This is a genomic window from Rhodohalobacter sulfatireducens (genome assembly GCF_022012475.1).
GTDB classification, from domain to species: domain Bacteria; phylum Bacteroidota; class Rhodothermia; order Balneolales; family Balneolaceae; genus Rhodohalobacter; species Rhodohalobacter sulfatireducens.
The window spans coordinates 46054-68081 of the sequence record NZ_JAKLWS010000027.1 but is presented as its reverse complement, the minus strand read 5'-3'; the positions used below and the strand labels follow the sequence as shown (position 1 = coordinate 68081).

Sequence of the window (22028 nt, the reverse complement as noted above, 5' to 3'; positions counted from 1 at the left end):
TTTTCTATTCCTTGCCTAACACTCAACTATCTGAGAAGAAAACATTGTATTTCTCCTTTTTGGTAGTATAATGTACAACGGGCAGCCTGCCCGTTGTTGTTGAACATTTTTACGGCATATAATAGAGTAGTACAGACAGCACCTGGCTTCAACCAAACTCAAATCCCAACACTTTTCCCACATACCCGGTGCCGGACAGGCTGTCCGGCGTACATCAGAGCAACATACTCAACGGATTTTCAAGAAGCTCCCGAAGGGTATTGAGGAAATCGGCTGCTTTAGCACCATCAACAACTCGGTGATCGCTTGAGAGCGTCACTTTCATCCGTTTTCCGGGTACCACTTCACCGTCTTTTACAACAGGTACATCTCGGATTGCTCCAACCGCCAGGATACAAACATTGGGCGGATTGATAATTGCTGTAAACTCTTCAATCCCGAACATTCCAAGGTTACTTACTGTGAAGGTACTTCCTTCCATCTGTTCAGGCTGCAGTTTTCGATCTTTGGCAAGACCTGCAAGCTCTCTCGTTTCAGTAGAAATCTGACGCAGGTTTTTCTTATCTGCATGATTGATAACAGGCGTCATTAAACCTTCTTCAATCGCCACAGCTACCGCAATATTTACATCCCCGTGCTGTCGTATTACGTCATCCATCCATGATGAGTTTACATATGGATGTTGTCGAAGTGCAGCAGCACATGCTTTCACTACAATATCGTTAAAGCTAATTTTTACCTCGCTGATCTCATTTAGACGATTACGAGCTTCAATCGCATGTTCCATGTCGATATCGATCGTCTCATAGAAATGAGGATTCGTGAATTTACTCTCAGCAAGTCGGCGAGCAATCGTTTTCCTCATCTGAGAAATCTTCACATCTTCGTCTTCCTCAGAGGAATATTGAATTTGAGCAGCTGGAGCAGCAGCCGGTTCATAATCTTCAATGTCTCGCTTGATAATTCTTCCTTCAGGTCCGGATCCTTCCACACGGTTTAGGTCAATTCCTTTATCTTCTGCCATTTTACGTGCGAGTGGTGAAGCCTTGATTCTACCATTATCAGTAGTAGAAGCTGCAGAAGTTTTTTCTTCTTTCTTATCCTCTTTCGCAGATTCTTTTTTCTCTTTTGATTTCTCTTCTTTCTCTTCCTCAACTTCAGCTTTTTCCGGCTCTTTACCGCCTTCGGCTTCTTCAAGAATATCACTGATATCTTCTCCTTCTTCACCTACTACAGCCATTAAGCCCCCCAACGGAATTGCGTCACCTTCCCGGGCAAGAATTTTAAGAATAATTCCGTCGTCGAAAACTTCCACTTCCATCGTGGCTTTGTCCGTTTCAACCTCTGCAATTACATCCCCGGAACTTACCTTGTCCCCTTCTTCAACATTCCATTTTGCGATAACCCCTTCTTCCATGGTATCGCTGAGTTTGGGCATCTCAATTTTTACAGCCATAAATCTTTGTTCTTAGTTATTTCTGAATTTAATTAGACAATTGTGATATAGCCACTAAAGCACAAAAACACGAAAAAAGTAATTATAAAACAAGCCTATTTATACCTTTGCCGATATTAATTGTATTGAAATTTATCAAGAATCTGAGTCTCATTCTTGTCAGCTTAAGATGACTTAAAATTTGTGCTTTCCAAACAGAGATAATCTTATCAACTGCTTTTACTTCTACTATAACTTTATTTTCTACTATAACATCTGCAACAAATCCTTCATCAAATTTTAATCCATCATATTGTATGGGAATGGATATTTGTCTTTGAGCATCTAAACCTCGTTTTTTCAATTCATATACAAGGCAAGATTCATATATCTTTTCCAAAAGACCCGTACCTGATTTTTTATGAACCCGATATGCTGAATCAACAATTTTTCGTCCGATCTCTTCTACTTTATCAGGAATCGGTTGAATATTCTTGTATTCAGGTATAATCTCTTTCATTTAATCGGGATAATTATTTTTCACCTGCTTATACAGTATTTTCTTTAATGTTTTTGTGTTTTTGTGGCAAAAAAGGATTTTTAATTCCGATAAGTCACTGCATTCACGGCATCGATCACCTGTTTTGCATCGGGTAACCAGAGATCAAAAAGCTTCTTGGAAAACGGGGCACTTACATCTGGAAGTGTCACTCTTTGAACCGGCGCATCCAAATAATCAAAAGCTTCTCGTTGAATCAAGAAACCAGCTTCTGAAGCCATCCCACCAAATGGGTGAGCTTCATCAACAATTACACATCTGTTGGTTTTCTTAACTGATTTTATAACGGTTTCGATATCAAAAGGCTTAATGGTTCGCGGGTCGATGAGCTCAACTTCCACATCGTCCTTCGCCAACTGATTTGCCGCCTGTTTTGCGATATGATACATCTTACCGGTTGCAACGACTGTTACATCATCACCCTCACGCTTCACTTTCGCTTTCCCAATCTCTATGGTATAATCATCTTCTTCGGAAACTTCACCTTTCAATCCGTACATCTGCTCCGATTCCATAAAGATTACCGGATCATCATTTCGAATTGCAGATTTCAGCAGCCCTTTTGCATCATCAGGTTCAGACGGGTAGATCACTGCTAAACCCGGGAATTGAGCATACATAGAATCATACGCTACCGAGTGGGTTGCTCCAAGCTGACCGGCAGAAGCGTTGGGTCCCCGAAATACGATCGGAACACTGACCTGCCCCCCTAACATATATTTAACTTTGGAAGCGTGATTCAGGATTTGATCGGCAGCCAAAACTGCAAAGTTCCAGGTCATAAACTCAACAATAGGACGTAGTCCGTTCATCGCCGCTCCAACTCCGATACCTGCAAAACCAAGTTCTGAGATCGGCGTATCAATGACTCGTTTTAAACCATATTTATCGAGAAGGCCTTCCGTAACTTTATATGCACCATCATATTCAGCAACTTCTTCCCCCATGATGAATATATTTTCATCCTGAGACATCTCCTCATCAATCGCTTCACGGATTGCTTCTCTAAATTGTAACTCGGCCATTCTGTAATTTCTTTATAATTATTGTTGGTTAGCTGTCAGTTATGATGAATTTTACTGTTTATCGTGTATGTAAGGCGTTCCCGTGAACATGTCCTCGTAGAGAGCATCATCATCCGGAAAGTCAGATTCTTCTGCAAAATCAATAGCTTCAAGAACCTCATCTTCAATTCCGTCCTGTATTTCGTCGATTTTATCCTGTTTTATAATTTTCTCATCCAACAGGTACGATTTCATTCGTTCAATAGGATCTATTTTTTGATACTCCTGGAGCTCTTCTTTAGTTCGATATGTTCCCGGATCAGACATCGAATGTCCACGATAACGGTACGTTCTTACCTCCACGAAATATGGAAGTCCCTCTTTTCGAACATCATCAGAAATTTCCTTCATATTTTCATAAACAGTGAAGGCATCCATACCATTAAACACGGCACTTTTCATTCCGTATCCTTTTGCCCGTTCGTGGATCTCCCCAACGGTGTGTCGACTTGCAGCGGTTCCCATCGAATAACCATTGTTTTCAACAACATAAATACATGGCAGTTTCCATAACTGACTCATGTTCAGTGTCTCATGCAGTGAGCCCTGATCCACAGCGCCATCGCCTAAAAAGCAGGCTGTAACGCGATCATTTTCCTTATACTTATTAGCGAAGGCAATTCCGCCACCAATTGGGATATGTCCCCCAACAATACCATAACCGCCCCAAAAATGATTCTCAGCTTTGGCAAAGTGCATCGATCCACCCTTTCCTTTAGAGCATCCCGTTACTTTACCATACAGTTCTGCCATTCCTTCTTTTGCAGTAACGCCTCGGACAAGTCCCCAACCGTGATCCCGGTAGGCAGTGATAATATCGTCATCATCGTTCAAGGCAAATACTGTCCCTGTAGATACCGCTTCCTGCCCTATATACAGATGAAGGAAACCGCCAAATTTACCTTTTTGATACATCTGCATCGCTCGTTCTTCAAACCGACGCTGCAAATACATCAATTCGAACATTTTTACGACATCTTCATCAGATAGGCCTAAATCATCATGTTTTTTCTTTGTGACATCCGGCAGATCTACTGACTTGTCTATTTTACCGTTATTACTATTTTTCAGGCCTGTTGGCGCAAAAATAGCTTCTTTTTTTTCCTTCGCCATAACGTTCGCTAAAATGTCCTGTTCAAATTATGATTAGTTGCAAAATATACCCAAAATTTCAGAAGTTTACAGACTTCCTGATGAAGGTTTTTACAAATTCTGACCTTCTATCCATTCTTTCGCTGCTTGAAAAGCATCTGATATTTTCTCCGGAAATCGTCCCCCGGCAGTGGCAAGATTGGGTTGCCCGCCACCACCGCCACCTACTGTTCTGCCTAAAACAGACACCAAATCGCCAGCTTTCATTCCCTTGCTGACCAAATCTTCGGTGATTGCAGCAAGCAGGTAAACCTTATTTTCTTCCTCGTTCACGGTTGCCAACACGATCACGCTTTCCTTTTCTTGCTTGTTCAATGCATCATAACCGGATTGCTTAAGCCGATCCATTGAACCGCCATCCAGCTTACCTGTAAATAACTTGATGCCATTTACATCCTCTCCGTCTTCTAGGATTTCATCTAAACGGCCGGCCGCTTTCTGATGCTGAAGCTTTTTGAGTTCCTTTTCCAAATGTTTTTTCTCTTCAAGTAGCTCCTGAATACTTTTTTTCGGATCGGTTTGATCCCCCAAAAGTCCTTTCAGGCTTTCAACCAGTGAATGTTCTTCGCGCAGAAGTTTATCTGCACTTCGGCCTACAACAGCTTCAACCCTGCGAATTCCTGCAGCAACAGATGTTTCATTTGTAAACCGGAAATAACCAATTCTTCCTGTGGCATCGACATGAGTTCCACCACAAAGTTCAACTGAGTAGTCCGGATCAAAGGTAATTACTCTGACTTCTTCACCATACTTCTCACCGAAGAGCATCATGGCACCGCGTTGTTTGGCTTCATCAATCGGTACGGTTCGTTCCTCCTTCAGAGGGATATTTTCCTGGATTTTTTGATTGATCCGCTCTTCGATCTCATTGAGTTCATCTTTTGTGACGGCTTCAAAATGGGAAAAGTCGAACCGGAGCCTGTTCGGCTCAACCAGTGATCCTTTCTGGGCAACATGTTTGCCGAGTTTCTGACGTAGTGCAGCATGCATCAGGTGTGTTGCGGTATGATGTTTTTCCGTTTCCTTTCGACGATCTGCATCAACTATTGCAGTCCAGGTTCCACTCACATCTTCAGGAAGATGATCTACATAATGGATGTATTGACCACTGCTTTTTTGCACATCAAGTACTTTAATTTCTAAACCATCTTTTTTTAAAATACCGGTATCCGCAATTTGCCCACCACTTTCGGCATAAAAAGGAGTTCTGTCTAACAATAATGCAACGCGATCACCTTCACGTTTATCAGCTAAGAGCTCAACTTCAGTTTCTAACGAGTCGTACCCAACAAACACTGAATCTTTATCAAAATCCTTTAAAGTGTGCCAGTTATTAACATCGCCATTGTTTGAAGAGAATTTACCGGCTGCTCGAGCCCGTTTTTTCTGTTCATCCATGAGCCGGGTAAAACCCTCCTCATCAACATCAATTCCCTTTTCACGTGCCATTAATTGAGTAAGGTCAATCGGAAACCCGTAGGTATCGTGAAGTTTAAAGGCATCTTCGCCCGAGAGGGTGTCGGTTCCCTCAATCATCTCATTAAAGAGTTGAATTCCCTGTCCGAGTGTATTCAGGAAACTTCGTTCTTCAGCGACAACTACATTCTGCACATATTCTTGCTGTGCATGTAGTTCCGGGAATACATTCTCAAATTCTTTAGCTAATACCGGTACTAATTTCCCCATAAACGTGGCATCAAATCCAAGCCGGTCCCAGCCATAGCGTACAGCCCGACGTAAAATTCTTCTGACAACATATCCTCTTCCTTCATTCGATGGCGAAGCACCATCAGCAATCGAAAAACTGACCGCCCGAATATGATCGGCAATCACCCGCATGGCGATATCTACCTCCTCGTCATCGCCATACTTTTTACCTGATAACTCGCTGATTTTATCCAGGATCGGCGTGAATATATCCGTGTCGTAATTGGATCGCTTGCCTTGTAACACCGCACAAAGCCGCTCAAAACCCATCCCTGTATCAACATGCTGAGCCGGCAGCTTTTCAAGCGAACTGTCTTGTTGCCGATTGAACTGGATAAAAACCAAATTCCATATCTCCATAACGCGAGGATCGTCCATATTGACGATCTCAGCTCCCGGTTTCTTTTTCCGCTCTTCATCGGGTCGTAGATCGATATGAACTTCCGAGCAGGGTCCACAGGGACCTGTCTCACCCATCTCCCAAAAATTGTCCTTTTTACCGAACTTCAAAATATGACTGGGATCAATCGATGTTTTTGATTTCCAAAGTTCGATCGATTCATCATCAACAGGAAGGCCGTCTTCCTCATCACCACCAAAAACAGTTGCGTACAATCGGTCCGGTTCCATTCCCCAGCGATCTACAAGGAGTTCCCATGCCCACTCAATCGCTTCTTCTTTAAAATAATCGCCAAATGACCAGTTGCCCAGCATTTCAAAAAGCGTGTGATGATACGTATCATGCCCTACTTCTTCGAGATCATTATGCTTTCCACTCACACGAATACAGCGCTGGGTATTTGCTGCACGCTTCCAGAGTTTTCCTTTCTCTTCAAGCCCTTTTTCTTCGTCCAGGAAGATTGATTTAAATTGGTTCATGCCTGCATTCGTAAACAGTAACGTCGGGTCGTCATTAGGAACCACCGGGGCACTGTTTACAATGAGATGTTCCTTCTCCTTAAAGAATTCAAAAAACTCGTTTCTAATTTCTGTGGATGACTTTGTGGACATATAAATATTATAAAGGTCGTACAGATTTATGCTAAAGCTTCATAAAATAGAAAATTTTGGACTTAACCTCACCCGATTTGCTCCAAATTTTATGGAAAACCCGTTGAATGAACCTGAATCTTGGATAGCTTCCAAGGTTAGGTAGCCCTTTGGCTAAAGATCAATGTGTTTTTTTACTATTTGATTTATAAGAATACAAAGAGCTTACTTGATACATCTGAATTCTAAGATTCATTAGCCTATCAGTTTCCTCTCTCAAAGCTTTCTATCGTTCCGTATCTTTAAAGAATTCATTCATAATAAAATGATCTATGAAACAGATATTTAACTACTTCTTTCGCGGTTTACTTTTTGTACTGCCTACATTCGCAACATTTTATGTAATTATTGTGATAGTAGATTGGACTAATGCCACTCTAAATTCCCTCCTATTCTCGTGGCTGCCATTTCAAATTCCGGGATTAGGAATTTTAAGTGCTTTCATTCTAATCGTGCTTTTGGGTTTGGCCGTTTCCTGGACGATTTCACGCCCTATTTTTTCATATGTTGAAAAATTGATCTCTAAAACTCCATTTGTCAAAATCATTTATACAGCGTTCAAAGATTTTACAGAAGCTTTTGTTGGAAACAAGAAAAAATTCAATAAACCGGTCGTTGTAAGTCTTGTTGATGGCGTGGATCGAATCGGCTTCATCACAGAATCGAACCTAGATCTCTTTAACTTAGAAAACCGCGTTGCCGTCTATTTTCCTCACTCCTATACCTTTTCCGGGAATCTCTTTTTTGTTGATCCGGCGAAAGTTACACCAATTAATATCAATCCTGCCGAAGCGATGAAATTTGCCGTAAGTGCGGGTGTTACTCAAATTGAACAATAAGTTGAATTATGAATAAAACCGAGATTCGAACGATATTTCCGCATACTTCTAAAGAACACATCTATTTGAACCACGCCGCCATTTCTCCGATGTCTGATCGGGTCAAACACGCAATCGAACAATTTTTGGCTGACCGAAACAGTGGTAACATCGATAATTTCGAGAAATGGATGGAATTGACACAAGAAACCAGGGACTTGATTTCTGAACTGATTGGTACCCAGAACTCAGACCACATCACATTTATGGGAAATACATCCGATGCACTTTCGGCAGTGGCTAAAGGAATCGATTGGAATAAGGGTGATGAAATTATTCTGAATACGATGGAATTTCCTTCAAACATTCAGCCCTTTCGTATTCTCGAAAATCTCGGTGTGAAAATGGTTTACCTGGAACCTGATGAAGCCGGACGTATTACACCGGAAATAATTGAGAATGCCATCACTTCGAAAACAAAAATGGTATCAATAAGTTTTGTGCAATATTTAAATGGCTTTCGGGCAGATCTGAAATCGATTGGCGAAATTTGCAAAGCGAACGGCATCTATTTCGTTGTAGACGGAATCCAGGGATTGGGGGCTATGCCGCTGAGTGTACAGGATTGCAATATTGATGCCCTTGCAAGCGGTTGCCATAAATGGCTGATGAGCCCTATGGGGATCAGTTTTTTATACCTTTCTGAAAAACTGTCCAACAACATGAAACCTTATAAAACAGGTTGGCTTTCTGTTGAGGAACCCTGGGAAATGTCTGAATTCAACAAGGCCTGGTTGCCTGTCTCACAACACCTGGAGACGGGTACATATAACTTGTTGGGAATTGTTGGACTTCATGCCTCGTTGAAATACCTGCTGGAGATCGGGATTGAAGCTGTGCAATTTGAAATCTTGAAACACTCAAACTTTCTGATAAGCAAGCTATCAAATAAAGAGGATGTAGTATTGTTAACACCAAACTCACCCCATGAACATGCGGGCATAGTTACATTTAAGCGTAAGGGAGAAAAATCTGCAGAAAAAATTGTGAATGATTTAATATCAAGAAAGATTACAATCTCTGCTCGCAAAGGGTTCATCAGAATATCACCGCATTATTATAATACAGAAGAGGAGTTACAAACGGCATTAGAAGCTATCTTTTAACTTATGAAAGTATTCCTGAGAGATATCTGGCGGTTACTGGTAACAACTGTGAATAAAGCTATTGAGGACGAGATATTCACATTTAGTGCCGCCATAGCTTTTTATACCATATTTTCATTTGCCCCAATCTTGATTTTACTTCTCTATCTCGGTGGTATTTTTTTGAGTGAACAAACCATCATCGACCAAATTCAGAATGTAGCCGGTAATTTTCTTGATGAATCTGTTCTAAATAACATGAACCAATATCTCGCTCAACTGAATCTTGGGGAAGGTAGTTTAACTACCACAATTCTGGCCATCGTTGCTGTTGTTTTTGGTGCCACTACTGTTGTAGGAGAGTTAAAAATTGCACTCAACAGAATTTGGAATGTAAAGGAAGTAAAAATGAATTCTGTCTGGAACTTCCTGTTTAACCGACTTCTCTCTTTTGGAATGATCATTATTCTGGGTACGCTGTTAATTCTGTCACTTGTCGCCGAAGCTGCACTTGGAACTATAGGGACCTGGCTGGTCAATTTCCTGCCTGATTTTGGGCTGGATTATTATCAACTGCTGATACAGATCGGTACGATCATCATCGCAACAGTAGCTTTTACCCTGATCTTCAGTATTCTGCCCGATATCCAGGCGAGGTTGAAAGACGTTGCCGTGGGTGGACTGGTAACCACCCTATTATTTTTAATCGGTAAATTCCTGATTTCCTATTACTTCACTTCAACCGGAATTACTGCAGCTTACAAAGCGGCGGGATCGCTCATTATCTTTATCATTTGGGTATACTATAACATTCTCGTTGTGTTAATTGGTGCTGTTTTTACACAAGTGTACACTGAACGTTATGGCGAGAGAATACTACCTTATCGATTTTCCTCTCTTAAAAAAATACCCAACATTGAAAATCGGGATTAGTAGTTCTGAATTCAGCTTTAGCAGTTACATTATTTCGTTATCGTGAATCTTTACGATTCTGGAACAGGCCTGATTTATATGATTCCAAGTCAAACGAAAAGTTAGGGTGATTCTGAATCAAACTTACAATGACTATCCTGGTTGTTAGACTCATTCAGTTCTCAAAGGAAACTCAATAATCTCATCAAAAAAATCCGGATCCGATCCCATCGAATGAGAAGACATTAGAATCAAAGTCCCTTTTTCTCTTTCATCATTTAACAAACCAAACACAATTTCCCGGGTTGACGCATCCAAGCCACGCAGAGGTTCGTCCAAAATCAAAACCTTGGGTTTTACGATGAATGCAGCAGCTATCTGGGTTTTCTTTTTCATACCCGTAGAATAGGTACCGATCGGTTCATCACGGTCATTCAATGCCAGTTTATCCAAAACCTGGTCAATTTCATTTACCGAATTTTCATCCCAGACAGAGCGGCTTCTCAGAATCCATTCCAGTAGTTCCTTCGCAGTGAGATGTCTTGGCAGGGATTCCTCATCGTGAACCAAGCCAACGTTTTTTAAATACTCGTGGGGTTTTTGATGAATATTCAGCCCGTCAAATAAAACCTCGCCTGATGTAGGAAAAGAGTTCACGGATAGTAATCTCAAAAAGGTGGTTTTTCCGGACCCGTTTGGCCCGATCAACCCAATAATCTTCTTTGTAGAAAACTCCCTGGAGATCCCAGAAAAAATTGGCTGACCCGGTTTATACTGTTTTGTTAATTTCTTGAGCTCAAGCATTCGTTACGTTTTGAAGTCTTGCTTTAATTTTACGGTTCCAACGATTGAAGTAAAAAGTGCACTGAGGATAAAGATCAAAAGTATGTAAGATTGTTCTTCAAATCCCGGCACGCCAAACAGGAAATATTGAACATTCATACTTAAAAGCAGTGGCACGAGCCAGCGAAGTTGCATCCAGAACCGGCTGAGGGTCCAAATGGAGTTTTTATCAATCCACCTTAGCATCCAAAAGGGTGATACCTCCTGCTGAATACTCATAACGGTAAATAGCTGATGGGCAATTGCAAATAACACCCAAATGATCGTTAAAAATTGTGGATCCGGGCGTTGATAAGCGATGAACCAAACTGCTGCATGTCCCGCAGCAACGGCTCTTCCCGCAGGTATTTTACGATCGATCTGCAAGAGAAACTGCCACACGTGCATCTTTAAACGAGCAGGTACCCACCAAAGTTGATCAACTTCCCGTTTACTGGTTGCCATCTCACCACCGGCGGTATCTCCAAAAAACTCACGGAAAAAGGAATCTGATGCATAAAAATTTTGGTCGAGTGAATAGGAGTATTTTCTCAAAAGATAGATTCCATAAATAAAAATGATGAGAAAAAAGATCAGCTCGAAGTAGAGGGTGAAGCTTTGCTGTATTACTGCGCCAATTACAATTGAGATAGAACCCAAAGAAAAAACGATGATAGTATTAATCAAACTCGGTAATGAGCTGGGATCAACTTGCTGATATTTCAGGTATTCGGAAAACAGTTTCTGTCTCTCCCCTTTTGCCGATTCCTTCCAATACTGTGATGATTTTCCGCTCTTTGAATACCGGACAATTGCAACCAAAATAACGCCACTCAACAGAAACACACTTCCGGTGAAAAGAATGAGTTTTTCGAACAGAAAAGAGAATGGTGTTTGGAGATCACCAAAGAAGATCAAAAATATCAATAAATAGACCGGCCAAACGAGCCTCAAAATTTTCTTAAGAAAATAGTTCCGGATTGATTCAGCTGAGAAATTTCCCAATTGGATAACTGCAAGATTATTATCCGGGAAAAGAATATATGGCGTCAGAAATGCTACTAAAGCTGTTAGTGAGAACAAGAAAAAACGATTGGTGACAACCCGCTCATCCAATCCACTGGTTCCGGTCCAAAACAATGCCAGAAAGATTGTTACTATGATGAGAATAAACAGCCAAGTTTTGGAAAGTCCCTTTTCAATGGAAATGTTCTTCACTGCAGATGTTTGATAACTCAATTAAAATTTGGCAGGTAATATAACAGTGTCTGGGTTAAATATTTGAGTTGAAATAGACATGGTATGTCTTATTTCATAACCGATCGATGAACTTTACATGCGACCAAGCTCGAAATATAACTTGAGACTTTTTCAGACATACCATGTCTTGAATAGTTCTATGATCGAATCTCATGGCTTAAGACAAAGGCATTTTGTAAAGCCTCCGGTCGGCTTTCAAGTCCTCCCTCGGCTGCCGACTTTCCATGTTTTAAGCAAATAACTCGGCAGGCGCCCAAAAGGGATCCCTTTGGAAAAAAAGCTATCGTCAGCCGAGAAGACTGAATAGAATCTCCACCCAAACTAAAATATTTTGAATACTGTTTTGTATATTTCCTGAGGCGCCAAAAAAGCGTTTCCACAAGAATTTTGAAATGAACCATCAAGTATGAAAATAACGGTTTGTATTAAGCAGGTACCCGACGTTAATGCTCCCATTCAAATCAAAGACGGACAACTGATCCAGGACTCTAATCGCAAAATTTTAAACGCCTATGATGCCTCTGCTGTAGAGGCTGCCCTGGTTCTGCAAGAAGATCACGGAATTGATCAAGTTGAAGTGGTTTTGATTGGCCCCGAAAAAGCCAAAGAGACGATTCGAAAAGCATTGGCAATGGGTGCTGACAAAGGCATTCATATCATCACAGAAGAAGAAAATTCATTCGACTCATTTGCTTATGCTCAACTCTTGGCAGGCTTTTTTAAGGATCGTGAGTACGATTATATCTTCTGCGGAAAACAGTCTCAAGATACAGATTCTGGCCTAACCGGCTCGATGCTGGCTGAATTTCTGGGACTACCCTATACAACAAACGCAGTCGGACTTGAAATGGCTGACGGGGACTTAACTGCTAAGCGTCAGGGAGATTCCGGGCAGGAAATAATTGAACTTCCCTCGCCGGGAGTCGTCACCTGTTCGAATGATATGAACGATCCTCGAATTCCTAGTCTGAAAGGAATTATGCAGTCCAAGAGAAAACCGGTAGATACTATTTCGGTTACTGATTTAGGAGTTGATCTTTCAGAAGAATCAACTAAAACAATAATAAACTCTTACGAGGAAAAACCAGAGAGAAAAGCCGGAGAAAAATTTGAAGGGGAACCCGAAGAGATCGCTCGAAAAGTTGCCCAACTCCTCGATACTGAAGCGAACGTTATCTAAACAGATTCAAAGAATTTAAAAGAATTAAGAATGAGTACACTTTTAACATATATCTCCGTAAGCGACGGAAAAGTGAAACGATCCTCACTGGAAGTTTTGTCCCGCTGTAATCAGCTTGCTGAGGAAAACGGTTTACAGTCAGACGCACTAATTATTGATCCAAAAGCAAACGAAGTTGCCGTGAAAGTAAAGGCTTATGGGCCATCAACCATCTACACGGTTGAAGATCCGATCTTTAAGAATCACCTGAATACTCCCCTATTGAAAGCAATGGCCACGGCTTTGGATCAGATCAACCCTAACGTACTGGCTTTTGCCTCGACTGAAAGTTCAAAAGATATTTTGGGTGCATTGGCAGCAAACCGGGATGCAGCAGCTCTAGCTGATGTCTCTGAGTTTGATCTGACGAATACCGGCGTAAAAGCCAAACGACCGGTGATGGCTGCAAAAATTATCTCATCCGTTGAATCGACGAGCTACCCAACCATATTGACCGTACGATCCGGTTCGTATGACCTCATCGAAAAATCCGTCGATTCTGAGGTCAAAGAGATTGCTTTTTCATTTGATGAAAGTGATCTGAAAATCACACTGAAAGAGATCATCGGCGCAACCGGAGATAAAATTGATCTCTCCGAAGCAGAAACGGTTGTAGCTGCGGGGCGAGGAGCAAAAGATGAAGAAGGTCAGAAACTGGTTGAAGAATTAGCCTCCCTCCTGAATGGTGCGATCGGTGCTTCAAGGGCATTGACTGAAGCCGGTGTGTATGATCCAAGCCTACAAATTGGACAGACCGGTAAAGTGGTTTCTCCTCAACTGTACATTGCCGTGGGAATTTCCGGTGCAATTCAGCACGTTGCAGGAATGGCAAACAGCAAGGTTATCGTTGCCATAAATAAAGACCCCGATGCCCCTATTTTTGATATCGCCGATTACGGAATGGTGGGAGATTTATATGAAGTTCTGCCTCCGTTTATTGAAGAGTTGAAGAAAATTGTTAATAGTTAGTGAGTTTTTGAGTTTGTGAGTTTCAAGGTTCATCATATGATGGCGCAAGCGTCCCGCTTGTGCCTTTAATACAAGCACGAGCGAGACGCTCGCGCTATTACGATTCTTTAATTTGAACTACCGTGGACGGGCAAGCTGCCCGTCGTACTTTCTCAATACTCACTACTCGATACTCAATACCAAAATCCTATGGACGAAAAGTTTGATTGCATAATTGTTGGTGCCGGTGTTGCCGGATTGGCCGCAGCAATGACGTTAGCCCGAAACAACATGAAATTCTTACTCATTGAACGTGGTGAGTTTGCAGGTGCAAAAAATGTATCCGGTGGCGTGTTGTGGGGGAATGATCTTGCCAAACTGGTTCCCGAGTATTGGAAAGAAGATGCCGGCTGGGATAGATTTATCAATCACAGACGATTGAGTTTTATGGATGAAGAATCCTGTTTTACCGTTGATTTTAAATCCTCTCATTTTAATGAACCTCCCTACAGTGGTGTTGTGGTGCTGCGATCCAAATTTGACCGATGGCTGGCAGATAAAGTCCAGGAAACAATTGATGAGAGTGATTTTGCCATGGAGTCTTTCATCGCCACAAACATTTTGGTAGAAGAGATTTTGATGGAAGATGATAAAGCCGTCGGAATTCGAACCGGTGATGAGAAATTTTATGCTGATTCGGTGATTATTGCGGAGGGAGTCAATAATTTATTAACCCGTCAGGTCGGGCTTCAGGATGATTACGTTCCCGCTGATCACATGCTGACAGGGATTAAAGAAATTATTCAGTTCGATCAAAAGAAGCTTGAAGATCGATTCCAGTTGAGTGGTAAGAGTGGATTGAGTAATGAGTTTGTCGGTTTTGCATCGGATGGTGTTGAAGGTGGCGGATTTTTGTACACAAATAGAGAAACAATTTCACTGGGACTGGTTCTGGGCGTGAAAGATCTCAGAGAAAAAGAAAAGAAGCCGCATGACATTCTTAACAAATTCAAAACCCATCCGGTGATCAAAGATATCATTAAAGATGGAGAAGTTGTGGAGTATTCCGCGCACGTGGTTTCTTCGGGTGATAAACAGGTCATGCCGAAAAAATTGTACAAAGACGGACTCCTGATCTGTGGTGAAGCGGCTAACCTGTTGATGAATGCCGGTAAAGCGATCCAGGGAATGGATTATGCCATGAGATCGGGAATTCTGGCTGCTGAAACGATTGTAGACTCCAAAGAAAAGAATGATTTTAGTGAACATTCGTTACAAGAATACGAGAAAGCACTGAATGACAGCTATGTGATGAAAGACATCAACAATTTCCAGGATGCAGTTCATCTGCTCCATGATCCCGTTATGACTCAGAAAATGCCCAATTTGATCTGCGATTTCGGCCGGAACTTCTTCACCATCAAAAATCAACCCACAAAGAAAGCTCGAACTATATTGAATGAATCAGTGAAAAAGCATGCATCTTATTGGGATTTGATTAAAGTGGGAATTAAAGGTGGGAAAGCACTTTGAGAATGGATGTAGTTAGTAGTCAGTTTTTAGTAGTTTTCAAAATTCACAACTAACAACTAACCACATACTACGGACAATTACAGCTTACATTAAAATTATAGCACTAATGAAATTACTTAAGCTCCCCGAACGTCTCGGTCTAGTAAACTATCGGAACCAATCTAAATCTGATATCAAAGCACATATAAGTGTAGAAACGGATATCTGTAACTCTACCTGCCCGCATAAGGCTACGACCTATACATGTCCGGCTAATTGTTATACAGTTGATGACGAAGGCGTCGTTCACTTCCAGGTAGAAGATTGTATTGAGTGTGGAACGTGCATGTATGCTTGCGATCAGGGAGCGGTGAGTTGGGAATATCCGGATCCGGAGATTGGACGCGGTGTGAACTGGAATTTTGGGTAATTGCACATTATGCAGTCATCCGATGAATATGCTCATCAAAATTTCACTTTTATAGTTCCATCACTCACCGGATTACTTTATTTGAATGAACTTTCGACAGTGTACTATTATCTCTTTTATTCCTGAATAAAGTAAAATTTTTAACTGTTTTTTTAAATGAATTCCACTTATAAACCGTTATCTTTTGGAAGCGGTTCCATGAACTTCAATAAACACTATTCATGAATTTAAATTTGTTAGAAAAAAAGAACGATTTGTCATTCGAACTATCTGAAGACCACCAAATGATTCGCGATTCTGTCCGCGATTTTGCAGAGCGTCATATAGCCCCGGATGCCATTGAGCGAGATCAAAAAAAAGAGTTCCCACATCAGATTATTCAGATGCTGGCCGACCAGGGACTCCTCGGTATTTATCACAGCGAGGAATACGGGGGATCTGGATTTGATACTGTCAGTTTTTGTTTAGCACTGGAAGAGATTGCCCGTTGGGATGCATCCGTCGCCCTGACCGTTGCCTCTCACACATCCCTTGCAAGCGGACATATTGCATTAGCGGGAAATCATCAACAGAAAAAGAAGTACCTCACTCCTCTTGCAAAAGGAGAAAAACTGGGAGGATGGTGCCTGACTGAACCCGGATCCGGTAGCGATTCTTCTAATCTCTCAACTATGGCTACAAAAGAGGGTGATCACTGGATTCTGAATGGATCCAAAACATTCATTACGCAGGGCTCTGTAGGTCAAATTTATGTTGTCCTTGCAAAGACCGATCCCGAAAAAGGAACAAAAGGGATTAGTGCTTTTATCGTTGAACGAGAATGGGATGGAGTTAAGCCCGGAAAGCCGATCCATAAATTGGGAATGAATACCTCTGATACAGCAGAAATTATCTTTGATAACGTAAAAGTTCCGGAAAAAAATCTGCTTGGTGAGCTAAACCAAGGCTTTGTGGATACCATGAAAGTGCTGGACGGCGGACGAATTGGTATCGGTGCGATCTCCGTTGGTATCGCCCGTGGAGCGCTGGAGGAATCCATGAAATACGCCAAAGAGAGAAAGCAGTTTGGAAAACCGATTGGTGATTTCCAGGCCATTGAGCATAAAATTGTAAATATGGCTACCGAAATTGACGCAGCAAGATTACTGGTCCACCGCGCGGCCAAGAGTAAAGATCTCGAGAAACCATTTACCAAAGAAGCCTCCATGGCAAAACTGTTTGCATCTGAAATGGCTGAACGCGCTGCGCTTGAAGCGGTTCAAATCCACGGTGGTTACGGATATACAAAAGAGTATCATGTAGAGCGATTCCTGAGAGATGTAAAATTGATGACAATTGGTGAAGGAACTTCAGAGATTCAGCGTTTAATCCTGGCGAGAGAGATCAAAAAAGAGATGGGTTACTACCAATAGACCGTTAAAATCTCTTAATATTTAGGGATTTTCGAGCATTTTATTTGACTTATTTTGAGCGTAGAATTATAGTTGACCTTTAATTTGACTAAGAAAATTCATCATTCCATGCATTTCTAGGTGTATATCATCATGCATGAATCCCCACTCATCAAGGGGTACAGCTAATTTAAAACCGGGGACAAAATGAAACAGATCGCTACGATTTTTTTCTCATTTCTATTGGTATTCACTTTTTATGGGACTGTGGAGGGGCAGACTACTATTTATTCAGATAGTTTTACAGGAGAAAATGGTAAAGGTAAGATTGGTACAGATCCAGTTGATTTCAGTGGAGTTGATTGGAGTGTTGATGTATCTGATGGAGATTTCACAGCCTCAAGTGATTTCTTTGCAGTTCAATCTGGGGTTTTTGAAGCTCAAGATGTTGATGGTACAATTACTTGGACAAGTGAAACATTTGATATTAGCAGCTATAGCTCTCTAGATTTTTCATTTGATGCAGGTGCTGATGGAGATTTTGAATCTGGTGAGGATGTATTTAATGTTGAAATTATAGTTGATGGTGGAACTCCAGAAACACTTTTTAATGCTACTGTTGATGAAAATCTTCAAGGTGATCCAATGTTTTTTGGAAGTACTCAGCTTTCAAATTCACTTCAATCTTTCAATACTTCAATTACTGGTACAGGTACAAATGCCGAAATTCGAATAACTGTCAATAATAATGCAGGATCTGAACTCTACAGGTTTGATAATTTAGAAGTATCTGCTGCAACAAATGCTACTCAATTGGTTATCACTGAAGTTAACAATGGAAATACTCTGTATAATGAAGTTCCTTTTGATATAACCATTCAATCACAAGATGCTTCAGGTAATCCAAGTAATGTTAGTTCAAATGTTAACATAATACTGAGCCTAGATTCAGGTACAGGAGCTTTAAGTGGTACTTTAACAGGAACTGTTCCTTCTGGAAGTAATCAAACAACCATTTCCAATGTTCTTTATAATACTGCTGAATCAGGAGTAGTTATTCAGGTTAGTGATGATGCATCCAATTTGAACTCAGGAAACAGCAGTAGTTTAACATTTTCTGAGGTTAATATTGTTTTAAATGAATTTTTAGCTGATCCAGATGCATCAACAGGAGATTCAAATGGAGATGGAGTAGTTAGCAGTGACGATGACGAATTTGTCGAATTTGTTAATACAAGTAATAATGAATTAAATATTAGTAACTGGGTAATTGATGATGGCTCTTCTCCTCGTCATACTTTTCCAACCGGAACAACTTTAAACCCTAAACAGGCAGTTTTAGTTTTCGGAGGTGGTACACCTAGCGGAGATTTTGGAAATTCAATTGTTCAAACAACAACAAGTTTAAACCTTTCTAATAGCGGCGGAAATGTAATCTTAAAAAATGAAGATGGATTTGAAATAATAAATCAATCTTATGGCTCTGGTAGTTTAGAGGCTGATAATGATCAATCAGTTACGCTCAACCCCGATCTAACAGGCACTTTCGAAGATCATACCACAGCTGATATCGAAGATAATTCAGAATTCTCGCCCGGTACAAGAGTAGATGGCTCCACATTTCAACCTTCTGTTACTTTTGATAATGGAGAGGGTTGGAGAATGATCTCGTCCCCTACAACAGGAAATTCATATCAAGATTTACTGTTTGATATTTGGACTCAGTGTTCCACTAATGCAGATTACAATGGCTCTTTGTGCAGTTCTGACCCAAATACAGAGCCCAATGTACTAACCTATGATGGTACAGATTTCGTAAATGCAGGGGATTTAGATGATGCTGGCAACAATAGCATGACCCCCGGAGAAGGATTTATAGTTTATGTTTATAGCGATGATGATTACGACAAATCAGCTGCCGATGCGGGTTTTCCAAAAACACTTGACATTTTTGGATCTTTAAATGACGGATCAATCAATGCACCTGTAAATTCCGGAAGTGGAACATTCAGTTTAGTAGGTAATCCATACAATGAACCCATTGATTGGGGCGATTTAGGGACTTCAGATTTTGATGGAACCATTTACGTATATGATCATACTTATGGTTCGATTAGTGGAGGTGGCGATGATGAAGCTGAAACAAGGAATAATGTTGGTGGTGGATATCGAACTTGGAATGAAAGTGGTACAGGTTCGTTATCGGGTGGAGTTATTGCACCATTTCAGGGATTTTGGGTTGAAAGCAGTGTACCCAGTCCCACTCTTACATTTGAAGAATCATCTCAATCAACCGGTGGCACATTTTATACTAAAGAGAACGATAATGTAATCTCTCTCCGCATTAGAAGTGAAATGGAAAATATGTACAGTGAAGCGTTTCTGTCTTTTACTGAAAACGGACAGTTGGGTGATGATAAGAATGATGGTCTAAAACTCTCACCTCTTGATTTTCGAAATTATATGAGCCTCTCTACAGAAGTCGAGGGTACCCAAATGGATATCAATAATTTGCCGGTGGAATTGTATAATCCTGTTGAGATTCCGCTGCACGTTCAGGCTTTTGAAGCTGTGGAGTCAGGTTGGTCACTGATGGGCGGTGAAGTTACGCTTTCCTGGCCGGAGATGAACAATATTCCATCTGAATGGAAAATTTCATTAACCGACACAAAACTGAACAGAACAGTTGATCTAAAAAGTGCAAGCAATTATCTGTTTGAAGCGGAAGGGAGTCAGGCGAAAATTGCCAACAAAGAGCCTTTCAGTCCATTCAATCCTAAACCCTTACAAAAAGAGAAAGCTGTGAGTGACGCCCGGTTTCTGATCACCATCAACCCGAATGTGCCGGATGGCCTGATCGACGATAATAATCCGGATCAGTTTACTCTTGAGCAAAACTACCCGAATCCATTCAACCCGACAACCAACATCAAGTTTGAAATTGCAGAAACCAGTGATGTTATGCTGAATGTTTACAACGTAATGGGTCAGCGCGTAGCCACGCTGGTGAATGAGGTGAAAGCTCCCGGTACGTATGAAATCGCCTGGGATGCACGGGATATGGCAAGTGGAATCTATTATTACAGTCTCAGGGCAGGCGGTGTGATATTTAACCGACAGATGACGTTGATAAAATAAGACAATTTTTAATATTAGATACCCTAGAATGGCCACAAAACACGAAAACACCAAATGATTTTGTATTTTTTGTGCTTTGGCGGCTCACTTTATAAGGTTCTGAATAGTTTCCTCATTTATTAATCGTTACAATATACCTTCACTAATCTTACAAAATGGATAAGAATACTGAACGAGAATTGCGGGAGAAGCTGCAGGAGGAAGAAAGAAAAAGAGCTTTAAACAGACATTTTGGAGAGAATTACAATAAGTATGCTGAAGCAGCTATCATCTTTTTTGGGACGCTTGGTCCACTCTATTTTTTGTTCTATTTAGCGCATTGGGTATTCATGTTTAATTTTGGTATCGCCATTGGATTTTTGGACATCAATATTAACTGGGTGGCTCCTCTTATTCATGGTGTCATTTGGATCGCTGCCATCTTTAGTGTTTATCGAAAGAGATCTATCCTTGATGATCTTTATAAGCGGCTATAGTTGTTCAGTTTAAATTTTCCCTCGATTCGAAAAATTAACGAGTTTCTTTCCACCATCTCCTCTTTATTCTCTCAGAAATACCTGCTTCTCACATGAATATGTGATAACAGACGTGATACTTTAAGTTATTTATAATCAGTAATATAAGATCTATTTTTATTCCAGTTATCATATGCAACTAAATCACGGGAGTACGTTAAATATCATATAACCTGAATATAAATCATTAGACATATGAAAAAAATAATGAAGACTATCACGGCTCTCTTATTTATGACGGTTGTTTTAATTTCTTGTGGCGAACGGGGGCCTGTTGGACCCGAGGGACCTCCAGGGCCTCCGGGACCTGAAATACTGCCTACCTCCTTTGAGTTTAATGCATCGTTAACACCCGGCAATAACTTTGAATTTTTTAACGAAATTCCCGGTGATGTCGAAGTGTTTGATTCAGATGTAGTCATCGCATTTGTTTTTGAAGACTACATTGAGGAGGATGACCTGGAAGTATGGCGTCAACTTCCACTCACTGAGTTCAATTCAAAAGGCACTGTGCTTATTGATTTTGATTTCACAATGGTTGATGTGCGGGTTTTCCTCGATGCAAATTATCTCCTTACTGCTTCAGACGGCTACGAGGATATGCTGATACGGGCTGTTCACATTCCGGCTAACTTCGCCGCGAAGATGAAACCCGAATCTTTGAAAGCAATCCAAACACCGGATGAATTACAGCAATATTTGGGAGTTGAGATTCAGAAGCTATGATAAAAACTTATAAGCCGTCAGACCGCTTGAAGCGGTCAGACGGGTATTTCAGACATTCATCGGATGGGTGTCAAAGCTTAAATTTAAAGTTTGAGTAAAATACTCATCCGATGATTTACAATCTTATAATCCCATTTATACATCCTAAATGGCGGCTTAGAAAAAGTCGCCATTTTTTTTTCTACTGGTAAAACATGGTATTTTTTCTTGCAAATACAGTTGCTT

At 40.9% G+C, this 22028-nt stretch carries 18 protein-coding genes; 11 read left to right on the top strand and 7 right to left on the bottom strand.

Going from position 1 to position 22028, the window contains the following annotated elements; genetic code table 11:
- Positions 1–214 precede the first annotated feature (214 nt).
- The 5 genes from L6773_RS16555 to alaS all read right to left on the bottom strand — a co-directional run bounded on the left by L6773_RS16555 (position 215) and on the right by alaS (position 6928).
- On the bottom strand, positions 215–1456 hold the full coding sequence (locus L6773_RS16555) for a pyruvate dehydrogenase complex dihydrolipoamide acetyltransferase (RefSeq protein ID WP_237855565.1): 1242 nt from the start codon (positions 1454–1456) through the stop codon (positions 215–217).
- 82 nt (positions 1457–1538) lie between these two features.
- Positions 1539–1955, bottom strand: coding sequence for a GxxExxY protein (locus L6773_RS16550; protein ID WP_237855564.1), 417 nt, complete (start codon positions 1953–1955; stop codon positions 1539–1541).
- An 80-nt stretch (positions 1956–2035) separates the two neighbouring features.
- Positions 2036–3019 (bottom strand): pyruvate dehydrogenase complex E1 component subunit beta, encoded by a 984-nt coding sequence (locus L6773_RS16545; protein ID WP_237855563.1) that lies wholly within the window; start codon positions 3017–3019, stop codon positions 2036–2038.
- Positions 3020–3070: 51 nt separating this feature from the next.
- On the bottom strand, positions 3071–4171 hold the full coding sequence (gene pdhA, locus L6773_RS16540; protein ID WP_237855562.1) for a pyruvate dehydrogenase (acetyl-transferring) E1 component subunit alpha: 1101 nt from the start codon (positions 4169–4171) through the stop codon (positions 3071–3073).
- A 90-nt stretch (positions 4172–4261) separates the two neighbouring features.
- A complete protein-coding gene (gene alaS / locus L6773_RS16535; protein WP_237855560.1) occupies positions 4262–6928 on the bottom strand; it encodes an alanine--tRNA ligase in 2667 nt (888 codons plus the stop codon).
- A 311-nt stretch (positions 6929–7239) separates the two neighbouring features.
- Here alaS and L6773_RS16530 point away from each other — a divergent pair, with 311 nt between their 5' ends.
- From L6773_RS16530 to L6773_RS16520, 3 genes are read left to right on the top strand one after another with little or no spacing between them, the layout of a single operon-like run.
- Positions 7240–7806: a DUF502 domain-containing protein gene (locus tag L6773_RS16530; protein WP_237855558.1), complete on the top strand. Its 567-nt coding sequence runs from the start codon at positions 7240–7242 to the stop codon at positions 7804–7806.
- 8 nt (positions 7807–7814) lie between these two features.
- Positions 7815–8951 (top strand): aminotransferase class V-fold PLP-dependent enzyme, encoded by a 1137-nt coding sequence (locus L6773_RS16525; RefSeq protein WP_237855557.1) that lies wholly within the window; start codon positions 7815–7817, stop codon positions 8949–8951.
- A 3-nt stretch (positions 8952–8954) separates the two neighbouring features.
- Positions 8955–9863: a YihY/virulence factor BrkB family protein gene (locus tag L6773_RS16520; protein ID WP_237855556.1), complete on the top strand. Its 909-nt coding sequence runs from the start codon at positions 8955–8957 to the stop codon at positions 9861–9863.
- A gap of 150 nt (positions 9864–10013) precedes the next feature.
- On the opposite strand, the gene L6773_RS16515 is transcribed toward L6773_RS16520, so the two are convergent.
- On the bottom strand, positions 10014–10646 hold the full coding sequence (locus L6773_RS16515; protein ID WP_237855555.1) for an ATP-binding cassette domain-containing protein: 633 nt from the start codon (positions 10644–10646) through the stop codon (positions 10014–10016).
- A gap of 3 nt (positions 10647–10649) precedes the next feature.
- Positions 10650–11882, bottom strand: a complete 1233-nt coding sequence (locus L6773_RS16510; protein WP_237855554.1) for a hypothetical protein — start codon at positions 11880–11882, stop codon at positions 10650–10652.
- A gap of 448 nt (positions 11883–12330) precedes the next feature.
- Here L6773_RS16510 and L6773_RS16505 point away from each other — a divergent pair, with 448 nt between their 5' ends.
- The 8 genes from L6773_RS16505 to L6773_RS16470 all read left to right on the top strand — a co-directional run bounded on the left by L6773_RS16505 (position 12331) and on the right by L6773_RS16470 (position 21803).
- On the top strand, positions 12331–13104 hold the full coding sequence (locus L6773_RS16505) for an electron transfer flavoprotein subunit beta/FixA family protein (protein ID WP_237855553.1): 774 nt from the start codon (positions 12331–12333) through the stop codon (positions 13102–13104).
- Between the two features lie 30 nt (positions 13105–13134).
- Positions 13135–14112 (top strand): electron transfer flavoprotein subunit alpha/FixB family protein, encoded by a 978-nt coding sequence (locus tag L6773_RS16500; protein ID WP_237855552.1) that lies wholly within the window; start codon positions 13135–13137, stop codon positions 14110–14112.
- A gap of 189 nt (positions 14113–14301) precedes the next feature.
- Positions 14302–15624, top strand: a complete 1323-nt coding sequence (locus L6773_RS16495) for an FAD-dependent oxidoreductase (protein WP_237855551.1) — start codon at positions 14302–14304, stop codon at positions 15622–15624.
- Positions 15625–15730: 106 nt separating this feature from the next.
- Positions 15731–16033 carry a ferredoxin family protein gene (locus tag L6773_RS16490; RefSeq protein ID WP_237855550.1) on the top strand — a complete coding sequence of 101 codons (303 nt, stop codon included), beginning with the start codon at positions 15731–15733 and terminating at the stop codon, positions 16031–16033.
- 221 nt (positions 16034–16254) lie between these two features.
- A complete protein-coding gene (locus L6773_RS16485) occupies positions 16255–17445 on the top strand; it encodes an acyl-CoA dehydrogenase family protein (RefSeq protein ID WP_304622114.1) in 1191 nt (396 codons plus the stop codon).
- A gap of 186 nt (positions 17446–17631) precedes the next feature.
- On the top strand, positions 17632–20562 hold the full coding sequence (locus L6773_RS16480) for a lamin tail domain-containing protein (protein WP_237855549.1): 2931 nt from the start codon (positions 17632–17634) through the stop codon (positions 20560–20562).
- Positions 20563–20717: 155 nt separating this feature from the next.
- Positions 20718–21038 carry a hypothetical protein gene (locus L6773_RS16475; protein WP_237855548.1) on the top strand — a complete coding sequence of 107 codons (321 nt, stop codon included), beginning with the start codon at positions 20718–20720 and terminating at the stop codon, positions 21036–21038.
- Between the two features lie 234 nt (positions 21039–21272).
- Positions 21273–21803: a hypothetical protein gene (locus L6773_RS16470; RefSeq protein ID WP_237855547.1), complete on the top strand. Its 531-nt coding sequence runs from the start codon at positions 21273–21275 to the stop codon at positions 21801–21803.
- The last annotated feature ends 225 nt before the right edge of the window (positions 21804–22028 follow it).